The organism is Helicobacter sp. CaF467b (assembly GCF_022664765.1).
GTDB classification, from domain to species: Bacteria; Campylobacterota; Campylobacteria; order Campylobacterales; family Helicobacteraceae; genus Helicobacter_D; species Helicobacter_D colisuis.
Genome location: NZ_JALAIY010000001.1, coordinates 799718 through 819172, shown reverse-complemented (window position 1 = coordinate 819172; position 19455 = coordinate 799718). Strand labels below are relative to the sequence as shown.

The window sequence follows — 19455 nt, the reverse complement described above, 5'->3', positions numbered from 1 at the left end:
GGGGATTTATGAAGTATTTTAAGAAGCAGGGTAAATAGAAACTTTTTTACGATTTCTATCTTTTCTTTCAAAAGAAACAATCCCATCAATTAATGCAAAAATAGTGTGATCTTTACCCATTCCTACATTATTTCCAGGATGAACTTTTGTGCCTCTTTGGCGAATAATAATATTTCCTGCACGAACGAATTGTCCGCCAAATTTTTTCACACCTAAACGGCGTCCTGCTGAATCGCGATTATTTTGGGTGCTCCCCTGACCTTTCTTGTGTGCCATTTCTACTCCTTATGTAGCAATCTATGCCGCAATTTTAATAACACGAACACGCGTAAAATCTCTTCTAAAACCTCTTTTAGTTTTACTATCTTTTCTTCTACGCTTTTTAAAAGTAATAACCTTTTTACCTCTTCCTTCATTGATAACTTCTAATTCCACTTTAGCGCCACTTACATAAGGGCTTCCAAGTTTCACATCTCCGTTATCAAAAAGAGCTAAAACTTCATTGACTTCAACTTTTGACTTTGGCTCAAGGTTTAAACAATCAAGCAATAAAATATCGCCTTCGCTTACCTTGTATTGTTTGCCTCCATTCTGAATGATTGCATACATAATACAATTCCTTTACATTTTATTTTGAAGTTTTTGTTTTTTATTAAAGAATAATAAAAGCTCGGATTCTACTCTTTCTTTTATTAATAAAACATTAATTTTGTAATGCAATACACTCAATCTCAACCAACGCATCTTTTGGCAAAGTTTTTACAGCCACCGTGCTTCTAGCTGGTTTATGATCTCCAAAAAATTCCGCATAGATTCCATTAACAATACCAAAATACTCCATATCGCTTAAAAAAATAGTTGTTTTAATAACTTGCTTTAAGCTGCTATTAGAAGCCTTTAAAACCTCGCTAAGATTCTCTAAAACTTGCCTTGTTTGAGCTTCAATACCTTGAACTAATTCTCCACTTGGTGTAAGCCCAATTTGACCTGAAGTATAAACCATTCCATTTGTGCTAATTGCCTGCGAATAAGGACCAATTGCTTGAGGTGCTTTTTTGGTTGCTGTAATCTCTAACATTAACATTATGGTTTCTCCTTTACTTTATTCTTAAAATATTATAGAATTATAACAAATTAATTTCAAAACAAAAGGAATTTCGGAAATGAAATCAACTTTTTTAAAGCCCCTAATTCTATCATTTTGCGCTACTACATTATCCTCTTATCTTTATGCTGATACCTTTGTCAAATTCCGCCCCAAACCAAAATTACAAATTACTCCACTAGATAATTTTGACAAATCACTTCAAAGAGAAATGCAAAAATATCCAAAAGGAACGGCTTTTATGGTGGATGCAAGAACAGGAAAGATTGTCGCAACAACACCACAAAGAAAACAAACACCAAAACCCCAAGCGCCAACCCCCCCCAAAAAAGAGAAAACGCCCCCCTATCATATGAATGAAGAATACATCGAGCTTTTATAGAAAGGATTTTAATGATTGAGGTTGAATTACTAGGACCACTTGGAAATCAAAAATTCACAAGCAATGCCAAAGATTTTTATGCCCTAAAAAAAGAATTACAACAAGATTCTGCAATACAAAATTGGCTTAAAGATTGTGCTATTGCTTTAAATGATGAAATTGTACAATCTCTAGATACCCCCTTAAAAGATGGAGATAAAGTAGTGATTTTACCTCCAGTGTGTGGTGGATAATGCTCACTAAAATAATGGGTTTAGAAATTTTTGATGGGGCTTTAGATACAGCCAAAATTTATCAAAAATGGTATGATTTTGCTTCTCAAAACAATCTAGGTGCCAATAGTATTTTTACAGGGATTGTGCGCGCAGAAAATGGGTGTGATGGATTAAGTTTTGATATTTATAAGCCACTTTTGGAGCAGTGGTTTTTGGATTGGAATAAGAAAGTTTTAGAAAATGGCGTATTTTTAAAAATGGCACACTCTAGGGGCGATGTTTTTAATCATCAAAGCTCTTATATGGCTGGAATCTTTAGCGCAAAAAGACGCGCTTGTTTAGAAGTTTTTGAAGATTTTATCGAAGATTTTAAACATAAAGCTCCCATTTGGAAATATGATTTAAAAAATGGAACAAGAATCTATGCAAAAGAGCGAAGTTATAAATTACCTTTTAGTGGAATCTTACAATGAAAGCCATTGCCTTTAGCGGAAACTCCAACAGCGGAAAAACCACACTTATCCAAAAACTTTCTCTTCTTTTACCCCCTACAAAGCGCGTTTGCATTGTCAAACACGATCCAAAAAATAAAGCTTCCATTGACACAGAAGGCAAAGATTCTGATATTTTTTATAAAACAGGTGCAGATATTGCTATCTTAAGTCCTACACAAACCACACTAAGATTCCATCAAAACTTAAGCCTAGAATCATTAATCCAAAAGTTTGGAGATTGCGACTATCTTTTTGTGGAGGGATTAAAGGAATTGCCTTTACCTAGAATCTGTGTTGCCAGAGAAGTCTTTGATGAGCGCTTTTTGCCCTTTAGCAATGCTTTAGCCATTGATGATTCAATCAACAAAGATTCATTGCCCAAAAATATTCCACTTTTGAATTTAAACAACCCTCAAGAAATTCTAGATTGGATTAACATAAATATTAAGGACTATAAATGAATCAAGCAAAAATAGGCATTCTAACTCTTTCAGATAGAGCAAGTACAGGAATTTATGAGGATATTTCAGGACAGGCTATTATTGACACGCTCAAAGAATATCTTACTTCCCCTTGGGAGAGTGTCTATCGTTTAATTGGCGATGATTTAGAACAAATCAAATCTCAACTCATAGAATTAGCCGACATTGAAAAATGCGATTTAATCGTTACTACAGGTGGAACTGGACCTGCAATAAGAGATGTAACGCCCGAAGCCACAGAAGCCGTATGCCAAAAAATGCTACCAGGTTTTGGAGAGCTTATGCGACAAACTAGCCTCAAATATGTCCCAACAGCGATTCTATCACGCCAAACAGCAGGAATCCGCAATCAAACTCTAATCCTCAATCTGCCTGGCAAACCAAAATCAATCCGAGAGTGTCTTGATGCAGTTTTTCCTGCTATCCCCTATTGCCTTGATTTAATTGGTGCTACTTATTTGCAAACTAACCCCAATATCATTAAAGCTTTCCGACCAAAATCTTAATCTTCTCCTAAAAATTTATGCAACTTATTATACTCTCCCCTCTCCAAAAAACGCACTTTTTGTGTGGGGAGATTATTTAGCGAGACAAACCCATAAGCAACACGCTTTAAATCCAAAACCCTTAAATTAAAATGGGCAAAAAAACGCCTTAATTCACGATTCTTACCCTCACTGATAGCCACTTTAATTTTAGAAAATTTTGCCGTATTTTTTAGCACCCAATATCCAAGAAAAGGCGAAAACTCCATTGCTTTAATTTTGCTCTTTTGATGCCCTCCTAGTGTTGCATCTTGCAAACTCAAACCATTTTCCATAGCTTCAAACACTTCTTCTTTAATCTCACCTGAAAGCTTTAAAAGATAGGTGCGTTCTAGCTTACTTTCCATTAGTTTTGTCGCCACCTCCACTTTATCTGTCAATAAAAGCAACCCTTCGCTAGCAAAATCAAGCCTACCAACAGGGATAAAATCCTTAAAACGCCTAGGCAATGATTCATAAATTACTTTGCGCCCCCTATCATCTTTTTTACTAACCAACTCACCCTTTGGTTTATTATAAACAATAACTGTGTATTCTTCCTTTTCTCTCAAGCATTTTCCATTAATATACACCTTTGTGCGATTATCTACTTGATATGAAAAGTCTTTGATAATTTCTTTGTTAATTGAAACTTTACCCTCTTTAATTAACCGATCTGCTTCTCTTCTTGAAAACTTAGAATGATGAGCTATATATTGATTTAATCGCATATTTTTACTTTTTAAATTTAAATTTTTCTTTTTTCAAAAAAGCTTTAAGCTTTTCTAGATGCTTCCCTTGAAATTCCAAAATATATCCTCCTAAATCCTCTTTAAAGCTACCACCACAAGCCAAAGTTTTTTTAATTTCCTTCAGCATTTTCACAATTGTTTCATTTCTTTCATAAACAACACCACAAAGCGTAATATCCTTTCCCTTACACTTCTCTTCCTTAATCCATAAAAAATAAGAATCCCTCTCCCTTATTTCTTCTTTCTTTTTACAAACGCATTGACTTTGGAGATTCTCGCACTTCTTGCAAAGCACATCAATAGCATCTTCAAAGTTAGCGCCTATTGACAAATGACTTAAATCTAATCGATCCATTCTAACTCTTTAAATTCTTCTTTAATTTGACTATGCACAAAAAACGCACTTGCCATTTCTAACTCTTGAGTTTGCGTTTTAAACAAAATCCTTAATTCCCTTTTGCCTTGATGCTTGATTGCTGCTTCCCTTAAATTTTGGAGTATTTGCTTGTTGATTTGTGAATTAATTAATAAAATCAAAGGATCGCTTGTATCAGCTTTTTGCACTACAAAATCCACTTTTTCTTTTTGCGCTTCTTCTAAACTTAGAATCTTTTCTGCTTTAAGACTTTTTGAATCATTTTGCTCTTGAACCATACATTTAACAGCAATTGGAATATCTTTATCCATTTCTTCTAAAGCCAAAAGTGTTTTTTCAAAAATAGTCAGCTCTACACTTCCATACAAATCTTGTAATTTCAAAATACCATAGCGCTTACCTGTTTTTGAAAACTTAGTAATCACATCTTCAATGCTACCTATTAGCAAAATATGGCTATTTTCTGCAATGTCTTGAATCTGATTAGTATAAACACAATCAATTGATTTTATAATCTCTTTGTAATTTTCAAGTGGATGCCCTGAAGCATAGAATCCTAAACTTTCTTTTTCAAACTCTAAAATCTGCTTTTTATCAAACTCTCCTTTGTTTTCAAGCTCCAATGCAACACTTGTAAATTCCTCGCTATCTCCAAAAAGAGAATTTTCTGCTTCTTTTCTAGCCGTTTGTGCCACTCTTGCACTTTCTGTTAGAATCTCCACCTGTTCTAAAAGCGTTTTTCTTGTATAATTAAAGCAATCCATTGCTCCACTTTTAATAAAAGATTCTAAAGATTTTTTATTGACTTTTTGAGGATCAATCCTTGCTAAAAAGTCTTCTAAATCCTTAAATTCGCCATTATTTTTACGCTCTTCTAAGATAATATTAATAGCCACTTCCCCTGCGCCTTTAATAGCCCCCAATCCAAATAAAATACATTCCTCACCCTCAATCTTTGCAACGCTAAATTCTAACTCTGATTTTTGCAAGTTAGGTGGAAGCACTTTGATGTCCATTTTATTGGCTTCTTCAATGTATTCTACAATCTTATCTGTAGCATTCTTTTCTGAAGTAAGTAAAGCTGCCATAAATTCCTTAGGATAATAAGTCTTTAAGTAAGCCGTCTCAAAAGTAATCAATGCGTAAGCTGCTGAATGTGATTTATTAAACCCATATCCTGCAAATTTAACAATTAATTCCCAAAGCTCTTCTGCTTTTGCCTTATCAAAGCCTTGCTTTTGCGCACCTTGAGCAAATTTGCTTTTATTATCCGCCATAATTTGCGCATCTTTTTTTCCCATCGCTCTACGAATCAAATCCGCCTCTCCAAGACTAAAACCACCGATTCTTTGCACTATTTGCATAACCTGCTCTTGATACACAATCGTTCCATAAGTAGGCTTTAAAATTGGTTCTAATTCAGGAAACATATAGACAATAGGTGCTTTCCCGTGCTTTCTATCAATAAAATCACTCACCATTCCTGATTCCATAGGTCCAGGTCTGCCTAATGCAATGATTGCAATAATATCTTCAAAAGTGCTTGGCTTTAAGCGTTTATTAATTCCTTGAAACATACTTGATTCAATTTGGAATATTCCAAGCGTGTTACCGCTTTGCAAGGTTTCATACACTTTCTTGTCATCTACATCAAGTTTTAAAAAATCAATCTCTAAATGATGACGATTTTTAATTAATTTCAAAGCATCATCAATCAAAGTCAATGTCTTTAAACCCAAAAAGTCAAATTTAATTAAATCTACATCTTCAAGATATTTCATTGAATACTGCGTCGCAATGATTCCATCCCTAGAAGATCGATACAAAGGTGCTTTATGCCATAGTTCATTTTCTGAATCAATAACAACTGCTGCAGCGTGAGTTCCTGGATTTCTCTTGGTATTTTCTAAAATAACTGCAAAATCCCATATTTTCTTAGCTAAAGGATTTTTTTCAATTAATTCTTTAATCTTAGGTTCTTTTTCATAAGCTTTTTCCAAAGTAATATCAAGATCTTTTGGGATAAGTTTAGCAAAGGAATCTGCTTCTCCATAAGGCATTCCCATAACCCTTGCCACATCTCGGATAACAGCCTTTGCTTTCATCATACCAAAAGTAATCACTTGCGCGACATTATGACGCCCATATTTTTCTGTCACATATTCCAAAATCTCTTCACGCCTACTTTGGCAAAAGTCCATATCAATATCAGGCATACTTACGCGTTCAGGATTTAAGAATCGTTCAAAAAGCAAATCATATTTCATCGGATCAATATTAGTAATCTCCAAACAAAAAGCTACCAAACTCCCTGCTGCACTTCCACGACCTGGTCCAACTGGAATCCCACGCTCTTTTGCAGCACGCACAAAATCCCATACAATAAGCATGTAGCCTGGGAATTTCATTTTGTTAATGATTTCAATTTCTCTCTCTAATCTCTCTTGATATTCTTGATGTTTTTCTTGAGGGATATTTAAAAGACGCTTTTTTAGTCCTTCTCTGCACTTATAAGCAAAATATTCACTATCTTGAGTGAAATCCAAATTTTCAGCTTTAGCATATTCTGCAGTGAATTTAAAACTAGGCGGAGTGGGATCACCTAAGTGTAATTCCAAATTACATTTATTAGCAACTTCTTGAGTATTTGCTAATGCTTCTGGAAAATCTGCATACAATTTTGCCATCTCTTGGGGGTTTTTAATGTAAAATTCTTGCACAGTGTGTCGCATACGATTGGGATCATTAAAATCTTTTCCAAATCCAATACAAAAAGCCACTTCTTGCGCAGTGGAATCGCTTTGCTTGGTATAATGTGTGTCATTGGTTGCAATAATCTTAATGCCTGTTTCCAAAGAGATTTGAACAATTTGATTATCAATAAGCTGCTGCTCTTCAATTCCGTGGCGCATAAGCTCCAAATAAAAGTCATCTCCAAAAATATCTTTATATTCTAGGGCAACTTCTTTTGCCCGATCATAGCCCTTTCTACCCTTATTGTCATCTTTTTTTAGATTAAGATGCCATTGCACCTCTCCATTTAAACAAGCAGAAGAACAAATCAAGCCTGCACTATGCTCACGCAACATTTTTTTACTAATTCGTGGTTTCATATAATACCCATACAAACATGCTTGTGAGCTTAGATACATTAGATTTTTATAACCCTCTAAATTTTTAGCATACAAGCATAAATGGAATCGTTGATTACTTTTATCGCTAATTTCTTCAGCATTATGCAAATAAGTTTCCATTCCCAAAATTGGCTTAATCCCCTGCTCTTTCATTGCCTTGTAAAACTCAATAGCTCCAAACATATTTCCATGATCTGTGATAGCAACGCTATCCATTCCTAGCTCTTTAATTCTCTTAGCAAGCACTTTGATTTTATTTAAGCCATCCAATAAAGAATATTCTGTATGTAAGTGTAAATGAGTGAAAGAAATTTGTGGAGTTATGATTTCATCTGGAGTCTTGCTCATTCTAAGACCTTTTAGTGCTAAAAATAAGCAAGATTTTAGCGCATTTATACTAACAAAGGCATTAAGTATAAAAATTAATCTTCAATGTAGTTTTTAAGCTTTCGCCCAACTTTGGGATGTTTTAATTTTTTAATAGCACTTGATTCGATTTGTCTTACCCTTTCCCTTGTTACATTTAGTTCTTTCCCAATTTCTTCTAAGGTTCGATCTGATTCATCTTCTAAAAGCCCAAAACGCATTCGAATAACTGCTTTTTCTCGCTCATTTAGCTGATCTAAAACATCATCAATTTGTTCTTTCAAATCCTCTTTTAAAATGCTATCCATTGGTCCGACAGAGCCCTTATCTTCTACAAAATCACCAAACTTTCCATCTTCTCCATTTCCAATAGGTGCTTCAAGACTAATGGGTTCTTTAGTGATTTTAATCACATTTTTAACTTTATCAACAGGCAATCCAACTTCCTCTGCAATCTTGTCAATATCAGGCTCTTTACCCTCTTCTTGCAAATACTTACGCATAATTTTATTGATTCGATTAATGGTTTCTATCATATGAATAGGAATCCTAATTGTTCGCGCCTGATCAGCAATCGCCCTTGAAATAGCCTGTCTAATCCACCAAGTCGCATAAGTAGAAAATTTATAACCTTTTTTGTATTCAAACTTATCAACTGCTTTCATAAGCCCTATGTTACCTTCTTGAATCAAATCCAAAAATGGCAATCCACGATTCGTATAGCGCTTAGCAATGCTCACCACAAGACGCAAGTTTGACTTTGCCATTTTTGTTTTTGCTCTATCAGCGATATCTTTCCCTCGTTTAATCTGCTCTAGAATCTGCTTTAGCTTTTCAGGCTCTAAATCAAAGCTTCCTTCACTAGCTAATTTCGTTTGAAAAAGCTTCTTGATTTCCATATAAGTAGAAACCATAGTCGCTTCAGGGACAGCTGCGACAATATCTGCCTTGCTCATTTCTGTGATATTATCCAGAATCTTTTTGTGGTTGCCAAGCAAAATATCGTTAAACAAAGGCAAACGATATTCCAAACGCTTAAGCTCTCTATCAAATCCTTCATCACTTTTAATAGTGTTCTCCATTGCCTTAACTAGCTCGGTAATAAGCTTACTTGTAGGTCCTAAATCAAGAAGTTTTTCTTTTAAAAATTGTTTTTTATGTGCAAGAGTTAAAAGGTATAACATATCTCCACTTTCTTCACCTTGCTCTTGCTCCCAAGTCTTAAGCCAATCTTTTTTGGCTTTTTCTAATGCCTTAAAACTTACAAGCACCTTTTCAACGCGTTTTTGATCTTTTTTGCTAATTGGTTTTTTGCCTGACTCTTCTTCTTCTTGATCTTCTTCTATTTCCTCTTCATCGCTTTCACCACCTTCTTCATCCTCATCATCAAAACTTTTAAAAAGCTCTTTAACGCGTCTTTCACGATTAATTAAAGCTTCCTTGTAGTCTAAAATAAAATCAATCAAATAAGGCACAGAACAAATGGCATCTAATATAATATTTTCGCCAAGCTCAATATTTTTACTTAATTCTACCTCATCTTCACGAGTTAAAAGAGGTATTTGTCCCATCTCTCGCAAATACATTCTTACAGGGCTATCACTTCTGCTCCATTCTAATAACTCTCGCTCTTTCATAAAGTCAAATTCTTCTTCTAGTTCTTCATCTAAAAGACGCTTTTTATCCTCTTTGATTTTTCTTGCTTCATCTTGATTGAGCAATTTTGCAACTTCTGAAGCTGACATAAGCTGTTTTTTGTATTTTTTTGCTAACTCAGATACTCTTTTGGCTTGTGCGGCTGTTGGGAGTTTAGTTAAAACTTGTGCTATTTTCTCATAAGAAACATATTTAGAATCGGACTGAAATAGCTCTTCGAGCTGCTGATTGATATTTTTTACAGACATTTCACAACTCCAAAAAAGTAAAAATTAAAAGTAGAATATTTTATGAAAAATTTAGGATTATACCTAAAATTATTGAATCTAAGCTTTAGCGGAATTTCCAACATTCCTTAATTTCTTTTAAGTATTTCTTATCTAGCGTAGCAATAAGCAATTCTTCTCTATCGCCTAGACAATCATCAATTTCTCCATTAGGATTTGCCAACAAAGAATCACCATAAAAATTCCATAGAGTTTGTGTGATAGTATCTTGATATTGTCCTATGCGATTTGCCCTTAAAATATAGCTACTATTTAAAAAAGCGCGCATCTTAATGATATTTCTCCAACGCAATGATGAATCAAAAGTAGAAGCACTAGCCAAAAGCACGCAATCTACATTGTTTTGCTTAAATTTCAACCAAAATTCATCAAAATGCAATTCATAGCCAAAAAGCACCGAGAATTTAAATCCACCTACATTAAAAATAGGGGGAGTTTTGATAAGCTTAGGCAAAGTATTTGCAAAAAACTTTGCTTCATTCCAATGCTCATAAGGCATCAATCTCTGTGCTCTGTATTTTAACACCTTTCCTTTATTGATAATTGCAATACTTTTATAAATCTTTGTCCCAACAATCTCTAAAATAGGCGCAACAAAAATCATTGGATACTCATTGGAAAGAGCTATAAGATTTTTATTTTGACTTTCTATTTTTGAAATAAGCTGACCTTTTTTACTTTGCTCTAAAGTCTTAAAAAAAGACCCAAAAAAATATTCACCAAAAAGAATCAATTTTACTTTTTGCAAATGCGCAACTTCTAAATAATTTTTGATTTCCTTTTGCGATTTCTCCAAAGAGAGTTGCAAGGCTGCAATTTTCATTCTTCTTCCTTTGTTTCAAATTGCATTTTAATTTCATTACATTGTGTTTGCGCATTTTCAAGCATTTTTTGTGCCTCTTTTAAAGTTTCCATTCCTTTTTTATAAATCTCCATACTCTCGTGCAAACCTATATTCTCATCATTTAATTTTTCCAAACATTCCTCAATCTCTTTAAGATTCATTTCAAAATCTTTTTTTTCATCTACCGCTTTATAACTCATTTGTTTTCCTTTGTTGTATTCTCTGCTTCTAAAAGCTTCTTTGCTTCAATGCACAGATTTCTCCAATTTGATTGCACGTTAATAGCTTCACACTGCCCATAAAAAGAAATAGCTTCTGCCTTTTGATTAAGCTTATCACTCAAATATCCTTGCAAATATAAAATCCTTATCTTATCATTAGGCGTAGCAATATGTGCTTGAGATTTTTGTAATACCTCCAAAGATTCTTTAAATTTCCCCTCTCTATTTAGCGCTTCTACCAAACTCAATTCCACCCAAGGGGAATATTCATATTTTTTATGCTGTTCTTGTAAATCCATTAACTTATTAGCATAGATTCTAATAGCTGTATCATCCTTTCTACCCAAAGCATCTAAAAGCATGATTCGATAGACTTCTATCATTCTGCTATCTGCCCCCAAACTCTCCTCCATTTTAGGCAAAAGTTTAAAGGCTTCTTCTTTTCTCTTCTCTTTGTCCAAAGCCATAAACAAAACCCAAAGGCTGTCTTTATGGTTTGGATTCTTAGAGATTTCAACCACATCGCGAGAAGCCAAAATTGCTTTAGGATAATTTTGCATATGATATTCCACCCACCCCAAACGATACAGCCACTTCTCTTTTGCTTCAGAATTCTTCACCTTTGATGATTCTTCTTGTGCGATTTTTAGTGCAGGTTCAAACTGCTGATTTTCATAAAGACAATCAAACAAGTCTATTTTTCCTGATGAATCTAAAGGGATTTTTTGTGCGTATAAATTCCCATAATATGCCGTATTCTTACAATCACGCTTAGCAATTGATTCTTGAGTGAGCACTCCAACTGATTGAAGCAATACAGAATCATCCTTTGGCAAAAGATCTCTCATTTCAAAAACTGCTTGATAATTTCCTATTTCATAAAGTGTTTGTGCTTTTTTTAGTAATGCTTCTTGCTCCTCTGCTTTTCCTTTGTAAGTCTTAATCACATAATCATAATGCTCCAAACGCTTTGTGGCATTACTTTCTTTGTCATTTAAGAGCAAGGAATCATCTAAAGCTTGAATCTCCCTCTCTTCTTGAATATCTTTTGGCTTTTTAAGTAATAGTTGATAATATTGATGCGCTTTGGAGACATTACCCGCTTTATCATACCACTCTGCCATATCTCTTAGCAAAGGACGATAATAAGGCAACGCATCATCGCTAAGTGATAAAAACATCACTTCTGCAACCTCTGCTGGAGTTTCATAAATTCCTAGATCTGCCCATTTTTGCAATATTGCATAATGCTTTGGAATATCGTTTAAGAAATAATTTGGATTAGCATCAAGCACTTTTTTAAGATATTCTTCTGCCCTTTTTTTGTCTCCCACTTCTTGATAATATTCTCCAAGCAACAAAGCTGCCAAAGAAGCAACTTCTAAATCTTGCGTTTGATCCAATACTGATTGATAAAGCTCTAAAGGCATTTTTCTATCACCGCGCTCAAAAACTTTCTGCCCGTAGCTTAATCTTGCTAAAAGCTCACTTTTATCATTTTTGTATTCTTTGAAAATACGATCATAATAATAACTTGCTTCCTCAAAAAAATTCATCTTAGCATAGTTTTCTGCTAAAAGCAACAAAACTTCTGGAATATGAATATCTGCTGGATACGCGCTTAACCACGCCTTTCCCAAAGAAACAATTTCTTCATAGTTTTCCTCACCCCCAATGCCCTCTAAAGCTTTTAACTTCATAAAAAGCACATCGTGCTTAAAAATAGTTTCTGGGTAAATTTGCAGCATTTCATTAATTCTAGCTAAAGCCTCTTGATAAGATTTGTTTTTTAAAAGATTCTGAATTGCCAAAAAAGTGTCCTTATCTTGTCCAACTTCATTATCCATAGGACGCATTCCAAAATCTAAAACTCCAACTCTTGGATATGAAGAATCTCCATTAAAAGAAATAGGAAAATTAAGCCCCTCATTCTCTTCCTCTTCTAAAAAAGGAATCTCACCCCCATAGCCAATAATTTGCCACTTACTAGATTTTTGAGCTTTTTCTTGAAAAATAGGCTTTGATGATAGCAAATCTTGACCCACATTAAAAAGCCTTATTTTATGTTTTGGGGTGATTCTCAAATAAAATCGCTCTTTTGTAATTTCTGGATTAATGCTAAAAAAAAGCGTGTTAGTTTTTGAAAAATGCGAAATGAGATTTGATTCAAATTCACAAACTATCTCTTCCACTTCTGATTCTCTATTGAGTTTTTCCTTGCAAGAAAAAGGCTCAGAATCAACAATATTTAAAACAGCAAAATCTCTTGAATCTTCTCTTCCACTATTAACATAAAACTCCAAACTAAAGGTGAAATCCACCCCCAACAGCAGCAAAAGAGTAATTTTTTTAATAATCTTCATTGCATTCCAAAAATTTTGATTTCACATTATACTTTTTTTGCACTAAATTTTTTATCAAACCTTTTTATCCTGCCACAAATTTAAAATGAGTAATCTCTGATCTTGCCAAAATCCGCATCGGAGGTCCCCAAAAACCCGTTCCACGATTCACATAAACTTTAGTTTTTGTAGAGTGTTGATACAACCCTGCTAGATAAGGCTGATCAATCATCACTAAAAAGCGAAAAGGGAAAATCTGCCCTCCATGAGTATGTCCGCTTAAAATCAAATCCACACTTTTAGAATCATCAACTTCCAAAGCAAATTTTGGCTGATGTGCCAACAAAATTGTAGGCAAAGAATCATCTCTTTTATCTAAAGCCTTTGTTAAATCTGGCTCCAATACCCCCACTCTTCTACCAAATAAATCATAAACCCCAGCTAAATTCACCAATTTTTTACCATTTTTTACCAAAACAATATTTTCATTTTCCAAAACGCGTATCCCATAGCCCTTAAGCGTTGCTAATAACTCGCCAATATTATGAAAAAATTCGTGATTCCCTGTTACAAAATACACTCCAAGTGGTGCTTTAAGCTTTGATAATTCCTCCATTGCCCTAGGAACATTAGAAACTTCCGTATCAATAATATCTCCAGTTAAAAAAACAACATCTGCTCCTAGAGAATTAACCTGATTTACAATCTTTCTCACAATATTTTCTTCAATCAATCCTCCAATATGCAAATCACTAACCTGCACCGCACTAAAGGGCGTTTTAAGATTTTTTAAGGGGAGATTAATTTGCTCTACTTTTGGCTGCATTCCCCCCTCAATCAAACCAAATCCCAAATATCCTCCTGCAAAAAATCCGCTAAAAACATTGATTCCATTGCGTAAGAATGTCCGCCTCTTTTTGCTAAAATAGGGTATTAAAGATAAAGGCTGATAAAGCAAACTTGCTACTAATAAAATAAACCCAACTCCAATAGAAAGTGAAACCAAAAAATATAAACTTTGTGGCATATTCCAATAATAACGCCCCAAAAAGTAGCACACAACACCTAGATAATTAGCTATCAAAAAATATTTGAAAACCAAGAGTGGAATCTTAGGTTTAATGATTCTTTTAATAAAGAAAAAATAAATAAAAAAATGAAAAATCAAAAAAACTGATAATACAATAAGAGGAAACATTTTCATTCCCATGAACGCCTAGATTCTTTAATTAAGACATTAAATTGCTGGATTAATATGGGATTGCTTGAAATATCAAAACTTAACACAATACGCCTTACATCTCGCTCATCAAGCTTATCTAATGCTTCTTTTACCGCACTACTAAACTCATATTCATCTTCACTTACAATAGCTTCCCCAATTTGCTTAGTGAATTTTTTAATCAAACTTTTCTCTTCTTTTTCTCTTTCTTTATCTTCTAGCAGAACCCTTTCAATATGTTGCAAAACCTGCCTTTTTTTCTTTTTTAAATCAGGTCTTTTATAAGCATTAGTTAGCTTCATAATCCTCTCTATAATCTTATTTTTTTCTTCCTCATCTTCATAATACACTTCATAATTTTCATACAGAGAATCAGGAAAATAATCTTTAATGATTCCATATTTTATTTGAGCTATTTTACTTAGACTTTCTTTTTCTTTTTGATTTTCTAAAACCTGTATTGTTTCTCGCAAAAATTGAATATCCTCTCGCCTAGATCCATAAAACTTCATTTGCTCCATTCTCTCTTGCTGTGGATAATCTTCAAATAATTTTTCTAAGGTATCTAATAACTTTTCTTGGTAAGCTCGATAAGCTAATTCCACAATACGCGTAACTTGCTTGTATCTCCCATCTCTAATTTGCGTCAAAACTAATTCTATTGTTTCATGCAATCCATATTGTGCAAAGATTTTCTCAACACTTCCATACAAACCCTTAAAATCAATAATTTCACCGCTAATTGCAAGGTGAATTTCTGCTAATTGTGCTTCAATTAAAGCTTCATTATCTTCAATCACATTCTCAGTTTGCTTATCTTCCTTGGCTAATTGCATATAATTCAAAATTGCTTGCTTACTTTCTTTTTTAAACAATTTAATTAAATCATTTAAAGGCATTGCTTCTAATGAATCTTTAGAATGTCCGTGCTTCCCTAATTGCCAAATTAGCTCTTTTCTCTCCATTACTGCAATGCGCTCCAAACTTTAAGAGCTTGTATATGCTCTTTGGTATCATGACATCTTATGATGCTTGCTCCATTTTTTAGCGATTCTAGATGAATTGCCAAACTTCCTGCCAATCGCTCTACCACATCACAAGGGGTGATTTTATCTATCATAGATTTCCTTGAAGCCCCTACAAGCAAAGGATAGCCAAAATGCGCAAAATGCTTAAGATTTCTAATTAATTCACAATTATGCTCCAAAGTCTTGCCAAATCCAATCCCTATATCTAAAATAATTTTTTTAACATTATGCTTTAGTAATGCCTCAATTTGCTGCTTAAAAAAGTTATCAATCTCACAAAATAAATTCTTATAATGAGGATTCTTTTGCATTTCTTTTGGATTTCCTTGCATATGCATCACCACACATTCACAATCATAATCCCCAACCACTTCAATCATTTTAGGATTTTGGAAACCAGTAATATCATTTACCATAGCAAAACCATTTTTTAAGCAATAATCTGCTACTTCTGGCGTATAAGTATCAATACTAAAGGCTATGCGCTCATAAATTTTTTCGCAGGCAATAAAATCCACAATAGGCTTAATGCGCGCCATCTCTTCTTCACTGCTAACCCACTCACTTCCAGGACGCGTAGAAGCTCCCCCAATATCAATAATATCCACTCCTTCTTCTATCATTTCAAAAATCCGCTCATAGGCTTCTTGAGTGCTTTTTTGCGAATCTTTATAAAAACTATCAGGAGTAGCATTAATAATGCCCATAATTTTTAGCTTAAAATTCTTTCTTTGCCAATGTTTTTCTAGGCTTTCTGCAACTTTTTTTAATCCAAAAGGCTGAATCTTTAGCTTTTTAAGCAACACTTTACTTTGTGCTTTATTAAGCATTAAGATTCCATTATAAGTATCTTGTTGATATAAAATAGCATCTTTAGGAAGCGCAAAATCTCCACCACAAGCCAAAGCTTCCTGTTTTAAAATCTGTGCTGCAGGAGTTTTTAAGTTATAAACATAAAAACAATCTGTTTGGATTTTGTTTTTCATAATCCCAAAACCAATCTCCTCGCAACCTAGCTCTTTTAACTCTTTTAATGGATTATTCAAAGCTTTGATAAAAGTTTCCATTTAACAAATCTCCTTTAGCGCCTTATACCTTGATATTTTGTTGCATTTTTTCTTTCTTTTTGTTAAGAATCATCAAAAGTAAAACCAAGAAAATATGCTGAATCCTTTCATAATGTCCAGCCCAAAACAAAGCCTCTTCAAAAAGCTGCATTTCTTTTAAATTGAAGTTTAAGCCTTCTTTAATACAATCTAAATATAAACTCTGAATTTCAATTTTAAGCTGTGTTGGATTTGTGCCAAATTCTTTAGATTTTTCTTTTAAAAAAGGATAAATATCTCTTAAAGAAAGAGTGCTAATTGACAAAGAAAAGGGTGAAAGCTTTTCTTTTTTAATCCGATTAACAATTGGCATTCTTGAACGAATAGTGGGAAGAAGTTGAGATTTCATTCTTGCAAAAAGCACAAAATAAACCTGATTGGGTGGCTCTTCTAAAATTTTCAAAAGTGCATTTTGCGCATAGATATTAAAAGAATTTGCCGCAATCAATACTAATTTATAGCTAGATGCTGCAATATAACTCTCATCAATAATCTCTCTTGCCAACTCAATACTTAATTCCTCAGCACAGAAAAGTCGGCAATTTTGAGGATTCTCACTCTCATAATGTTGATTTGCAACTGCAATAGGATCATTGACTAACAAAATATGATTTTGCATTTTATTCCATTGTAATTTGTCCAAACAAAGCCGCTTCAATGGTTAGATTAAAGATTCGATACATTTGCATTAATTTAATATCCACCAAAGGATCAGTTGATTGCAAAGTAAAGCTATTTTGCAATTCAGTGTCAAAAATCCACAAAAAGCAATCCTCATGACTCAAGGCAAGTTTAGCGCGCAAGGCATCATTTTTGCCAACATACCAAAAGAAATAACCTTGAGAAAAAATATTATTCAAATAATCACTAATTAAAAGCACTTCTGAATCATCTTGCTGATTCTTATCAATTTGAGGGAAGAGCGCATTAATGCTTACAACAGGGACATAAGGGCGATTATTAGTTCTATTAATAGAAAAAATCACATAATGCGCAAACCACTCCCTATCTCTATCAGTAATCAAAATCATACTCTCACCATTAAAGATTCTTTGCAGGGCGCGTTTAATGAGTGGAATCCACTCAAACTTGCGCTCTTCAAGCCAAGTAGGGCGACTAGCATCATGCCTTAGAATCTGCGTAGTCCAGCTAACAATATCTTGCATTATTTATCTAATTGATACACACTATGGAGAGTTCTAATGGCTAATTCTGCATATTTTAAGCGAATCACCATTGAAATTTTAATCTCGCTTGTGCTAATCATCATAATATTAATATTATCTTCTGCTAAAGCTTGGAATGCTCTTGCAGCCACTCCACTATGAGATTTCATACCCACGCCCACAATGGAAACCTTTGCAATATCTGAATCATAATCAATACTCTCCACACTTCCTTCAAATGCTTTTAAAACGCGTTTTGTGTTTTCAAGCTCCACTTCTGGAATTGTAAAATCTAAATCCGTCTTGCCATCTCTGCCAATTGTTTGCACAATCATATCAACATTGATATTTGCCTCACTCAAAGCCCCAAAAATTTCTGCTGCAATCCCCGGTCTATCTTCTACATTGCAAATGCTCACTCTTGCTTGATTTTTATCTAATGCGATTCCGCTAACAATTGGATGTTCCATAATTTCTTCTTCCTTTGTAATTAATGTGCCTTCATTGTAATTAAAACTACTTCTTGTAACTAAATTAACATTGAGTTTTTTTGCCATTTCAACTGAACGATTTAATAAAACTTTAGCTCCCATTGAAGCAAGCTCCAACATTTCATCATAGCTAATTTTATCTATCTTTTTTGCCTTAGGTTCAATTCTTGGATCGGTGGTATAAACTCCATCAACATCTGTGTAAATCTCACACAAATCTGCTTGCAATGCTCCAGCAAGTGCCACTGCAGAGAGATCGCTCCCTCCCCTGCCTAGCGTGGTTACCTCACCTTTTTCTGTAACCCCTTGGAACCCTGCTACCACAACAATATAATCTTTAGCTAGTAGCTCATTGAGATAGGTTGTATCAATTTCTTCAATTCTTGCTTTAGTATGCGAAGTGTCTGTAACAATCCCTGCCGCACGACCACTCAAAGAAATTGCTTTATAACCCATTTCCTCTAAAGCAATAGCCAAAAGTGCGCTTGTAACTCTCTCACCTGCGCTAAGCACCATATCCACTTCCCGCTCTTTTGGGAGTCTTGAGAAAAACTTCGTATAGCCCAATAGCTTATCAGTCTCTCCACTCATAGCAGAAACCACTACAACAAGGCTATTCCCCTTTTCTTTTGATTCCACGACACGCTTAGCGACATTTTGAATCCTTTCGCAATCACCAACGCTAGTGCCACCATATTTTTGAACAATTAGCATTACAAATACCCCTTTCTTTTAAAATATTCTAAGACTTGACGATAAACCGGACGCTTAAAATAAGTAATATGACTAAATAAATCCTCAAATGTTACAAATTTATACTCATCAAACTCTGGCTCCTCTGTGTTAATGTCTATAATTCCATTTTCTTGTAAGCGCACCAAGAAATACTTTTGTATCTGTCCATCATAAGGATACATTCGCTTTACAACAGAAGGTGGAAAATCATAACTAATCCACTCTGGATATTCTGCAACAATATCCACCTTATCTGTTCCAATCTCTTCCTTAAGCTCACGAAACAAAGCTTCTCTAGGCGTCTCTGATTTATCAATTCCACCTTGCGGGAATTGCCACGCATTCTTAACATCTGTGCGACTTGCGATAAAAACCTCACAAGTTAATGGATATTTTGGAGAAAGTATGATAGCAGCAACATTGGGTCGATAAGTTTTTGTTTCTTTTCTCACCAAATAACTCCTATAAGTCAAAATATTTTTAAAATAATAATTGAAATGTTTTTAAAGAGTTTTTAAATGCAGTAA

General features: G+C 34.1%; 22 protein-coding genes. 5 read left to right on the top strand and 17 right to left on the bottom strand.

What is annotated here, in order from left to right; genetic code table 11:
* Positions 1-18 precede the first annotated feature (18 nt).
* The 3 genes from rpmA to MKD52_RS04245 form a co-directional block, all read right to left on the bottom strand.
* On the bottom strand, positions 19-276 hold the full coding sequence (rpmA, locus tag MKD52_RS04255) for a 50S ribosomal protein L27 (protein ID WP_005021000.1): 258 nt from the start codon (positions 274-276) through the stop codon (positions 19-21).
* A 21-nt stretch (positions 277-297) separates the two neighbouring features.
* Entirely contained in the window at positions 298-612 is a 315-nt protein-coding gene (rplU, locus tag MKD52_RS04250; protein ID WP_172617271.1) for a 50S ribosomal protein L21, read from the bottom strand.
* Positions 613-703: 91 nt separating this feature from the next.
* Positions 704-1078, bottom strand: a complete 375-nt coding sequence (locus MKD52_RS04245) for a RidA family protein (RefSeq protein ID WP_242099904.1) — start codon at positions 1076-1078, stop codon at positions 704-706.
* Positions 1079-1163: 85 nt separating this feature from the next.
* Between MKD52_RS04245 and MKD52_RS04240 the strand changes: the two genes are divergently transcribed.
* The 5 genes from MKD52_RS04240 to mog are packed head-to-tail and all read left to right on the top strand — an operon-like array spanning position 1164 to position 3184.
* Positions 1164-1487, top strand: a complete 324-nt coding sequence (locus tag MKD52_RS04240; RefSeq protein ID WP_242099363.1) for a hypothetical protein — start codon at positions 1164-1166, stop codon at positions 1485-1487.
* A gap of 11 nt (positions 1488-1498) precedes the next feature.
* On the top strand, positions 1499-1720 hold the full coding sequence (locus tag MKD52_RS04235) for a MoaD/ThiS family protein (protein WP_112056834.1): 222 nt from the start codon (positions 1499-1501) through the stop codon (positions 1718-1720).
* A 14-nt stretch (positions 1721-1734) separates the two neighbouring features.
* Positions 1735-2175, top strand: a complete 441-nt coding sequence (locus MKD52_RS04230; RefSeq protein ID WP_112057075.1) for a molybdenum cofactor biosynthesis protein MoaE — start codon at positions 1735-1737, stop codon at positions 2173-2175.
* Positions 2172-2657: a molybdopterin-guanine dinucleotide biosynthesis protein B gene (gene mobB, locus MKD52_RS04225; RefSeq protein ID WP_112056835.1), complete on the top strand. Its 486-nt coding sequence runs from the start codon at positions 2172-2174 to the stop codon at positions 2655-2657. The genes MKD52_RS04230 and mobB overlap by 4 nt, the downstream gene beginning before the upstream one ends.
* A complete protein-coding gene (gene mog / locus MKD52_RS04220) occupies positions 2654-3184 on the top strand; it encodes a molybdopterin adenylyltransferase (RefSeq protein ID WP_242099362.1) in 531 nt (176 codons plus the stop codon). Before mobB ends, mog begins: the two co-directional genes overlap by 4 nt.
* On the opposite strand, the gene MKD52_RS04215 is transcribed toward mog, so the two are convergent.
* From MKD52_RS04215 to MKD52_RS04150, 14 genes are all read right to left on the bottom strand, one after another.
* Complete coding sequence (locus MKD52_RS04215; protein WP_242099361.1) at positions 3181-3933, bottom strand: pseudouridine synthase; 753 nt, start codon at positions 3931-3933, stop codon at positions 3181-3183. The two genes, mog and MKD52_RS04215, sit on opposite strands and share 4 nt — an antisense overlap.
* A 4-nt stretch (positions 3934-3937) precedes the next feature.
* Complete coding sequence (locus MKD52_RS04210; protein ID WP_112056838.1) at positions 3938-4309, bottom strand: translation initiation factor; 372 nt, start codon at positions 4307-4309, stop codon at positions 3938-3940.
* Positions 4297-7812 (bottom strand): DNA polymerase III subunit alpha, encoded by a 3516-nt coding sequence (gene dnaE / locus MKD52_RS04205; RefSeq protein WP_242099360.1) that lies wholly within the window; start codon positions 7810-7812, stop codon positions 4297-4299. The genes MKD52_RS04210 and dnaE overlap by 13 nt, the downstream gene beginning before the upstream one ends.
* A 74-nt stretch (positions 7813-7886) precedes the next feature.
* Positions 7887-9734 carry an RNA polymerase sigma factor RpoD gene (gene rpoD / locus MKD52_RS04200; RefSeq protein ID WP_112056840.1) on the bottom strand — a complete coding sequence of 616 codons (1848 nt, stop codon included), beginning with the start codon at positions 9732-9734 and terminating at the stop codon, positions 7887-7889.
* Between the two features lie 85 nt (positions 9735-9819).
* Complete coding sequence (locus MKD52_RS04195; protein ID WP_242099359.1) at positions 9820-10596, bottom strand: carbon-nitrogen hydrolase family protein; 777 nt, start codon at positions 10594-10596, stop codon at positions 9820-9822.
* On the bottom strand, positions 10593-10817 hold the full coding sequence (gene xseB / locus MKD52_RS04190; protein ID WP_242099358.1) for an exodeoxyribonuclease VII small subunit: 225 nt from the start codon (positions 10815-10817) through the stop codon (positions 10593-10595). The genes MKD52_RS04195 and xseB overlap by 4 nt, the downstream gene beginning before the upstream one ends.
* Positions 10814-13201: a flagellar functional protein gene (locus tag MKD52_RS04185; RefSeq protein WP_242099357.1), complete on the bottom strand. Its 2388-nt coding sequence runs from the start codon at positions 13199-13201 to the stop codon at positions 10814-10816. The genes xseB and MKD52_RS04185 overlap by 4 nt, the downstream gene beginning before the upstream one ends.
* A 64-nt stretch (positions 13202-13265) precedes the next feature.
* Positions 13266-14384, bottom strand: coding sequence for a metallophosphoesterase (locus MKD52_RS04180; RefSeq protein WP_242099356.1), 1119 nt, complete (start codon positions 14382-14384; stop codon positions 13266-13268).
* A complete protein-coding gene (locus MKD52_RS04175) occupies positions 14381-15367 on the bottom strand; it encodes a hypothetical protein (RefSeq protein ID WP_242099355.1) in 987 nt (328 codons plus the stop codon). The genes MKD52_RS04180 and MKD52_RS04175 overlap by 4 nt, the downstream gene beginning before the upstream one ends.
* A complete protein-coding gene (gene folP, locus MKD52_RS04170) occupies positions 15367-16497 on the bottom strand; it encodes a dihydropteroate synthase (RefSeq protein ID WP_242099354.1) in 1131 nt (376 codons plus the stop codon). Before folP ends, MKD52_RS04175 begins: the two co-directional genes overlap by 1 nt.
* Before the next feature lie 22 nt (positions 16498-16519).
* The gene (locus tag MKD52_RS04165; RefSeq protein ID WP_242099353.1) at positions 16520-17155 is read right to left on the bottom strand and encodes a DNA polymerase III subunit delta'; all 636 of its coding nucleotides are present in this window, start codon (positions 17153-17155) and stop codon (positions 16520-16522) included.
* Between the two features lies 1 nt (position 17156).
* The gene (locus MKD52_RS04160; RefSeq protein WP_112056848.1) at positions 17157-17702 is read right to left on the bottom strand and encodes a HobA family DNA replication regulator; all 546 of its coding nucleotides are present in this window, start codon (positions 17700-17702) and stop codon (positions 17157-17159) included.
* Complete coding sequence (locus MKD52_RS04155) at positions 17702-18907, bottom strand: aspartate kinase (protein WP_112056849.1); 1206 nt, start codon at positions 18905-18907, stop codon at positions 17702-17704. Before MKD52_RS04155 ends, MKD52_RS04160 begins: the two co-directional genes overlap by 1 nt.
* Positions 18907-19380 carry an RNA pyrophosphohydrolase gene (locus tag MKD52_RS04150; protein WP_112057076.1) on the bottom strand — a complete coding sequence of 158 codons (474 nt, stop codon included), beginning with the start codon at positions 19378-19380 and terminating at the stop codon, positions 18907-18909. Before MKD52_RS04150 ends, MKD52_RS04155 begins: the two co-directional genes overlap by 1 nt.
* Positions 19381-19455 lie beyond the last annotated feature (75 nt).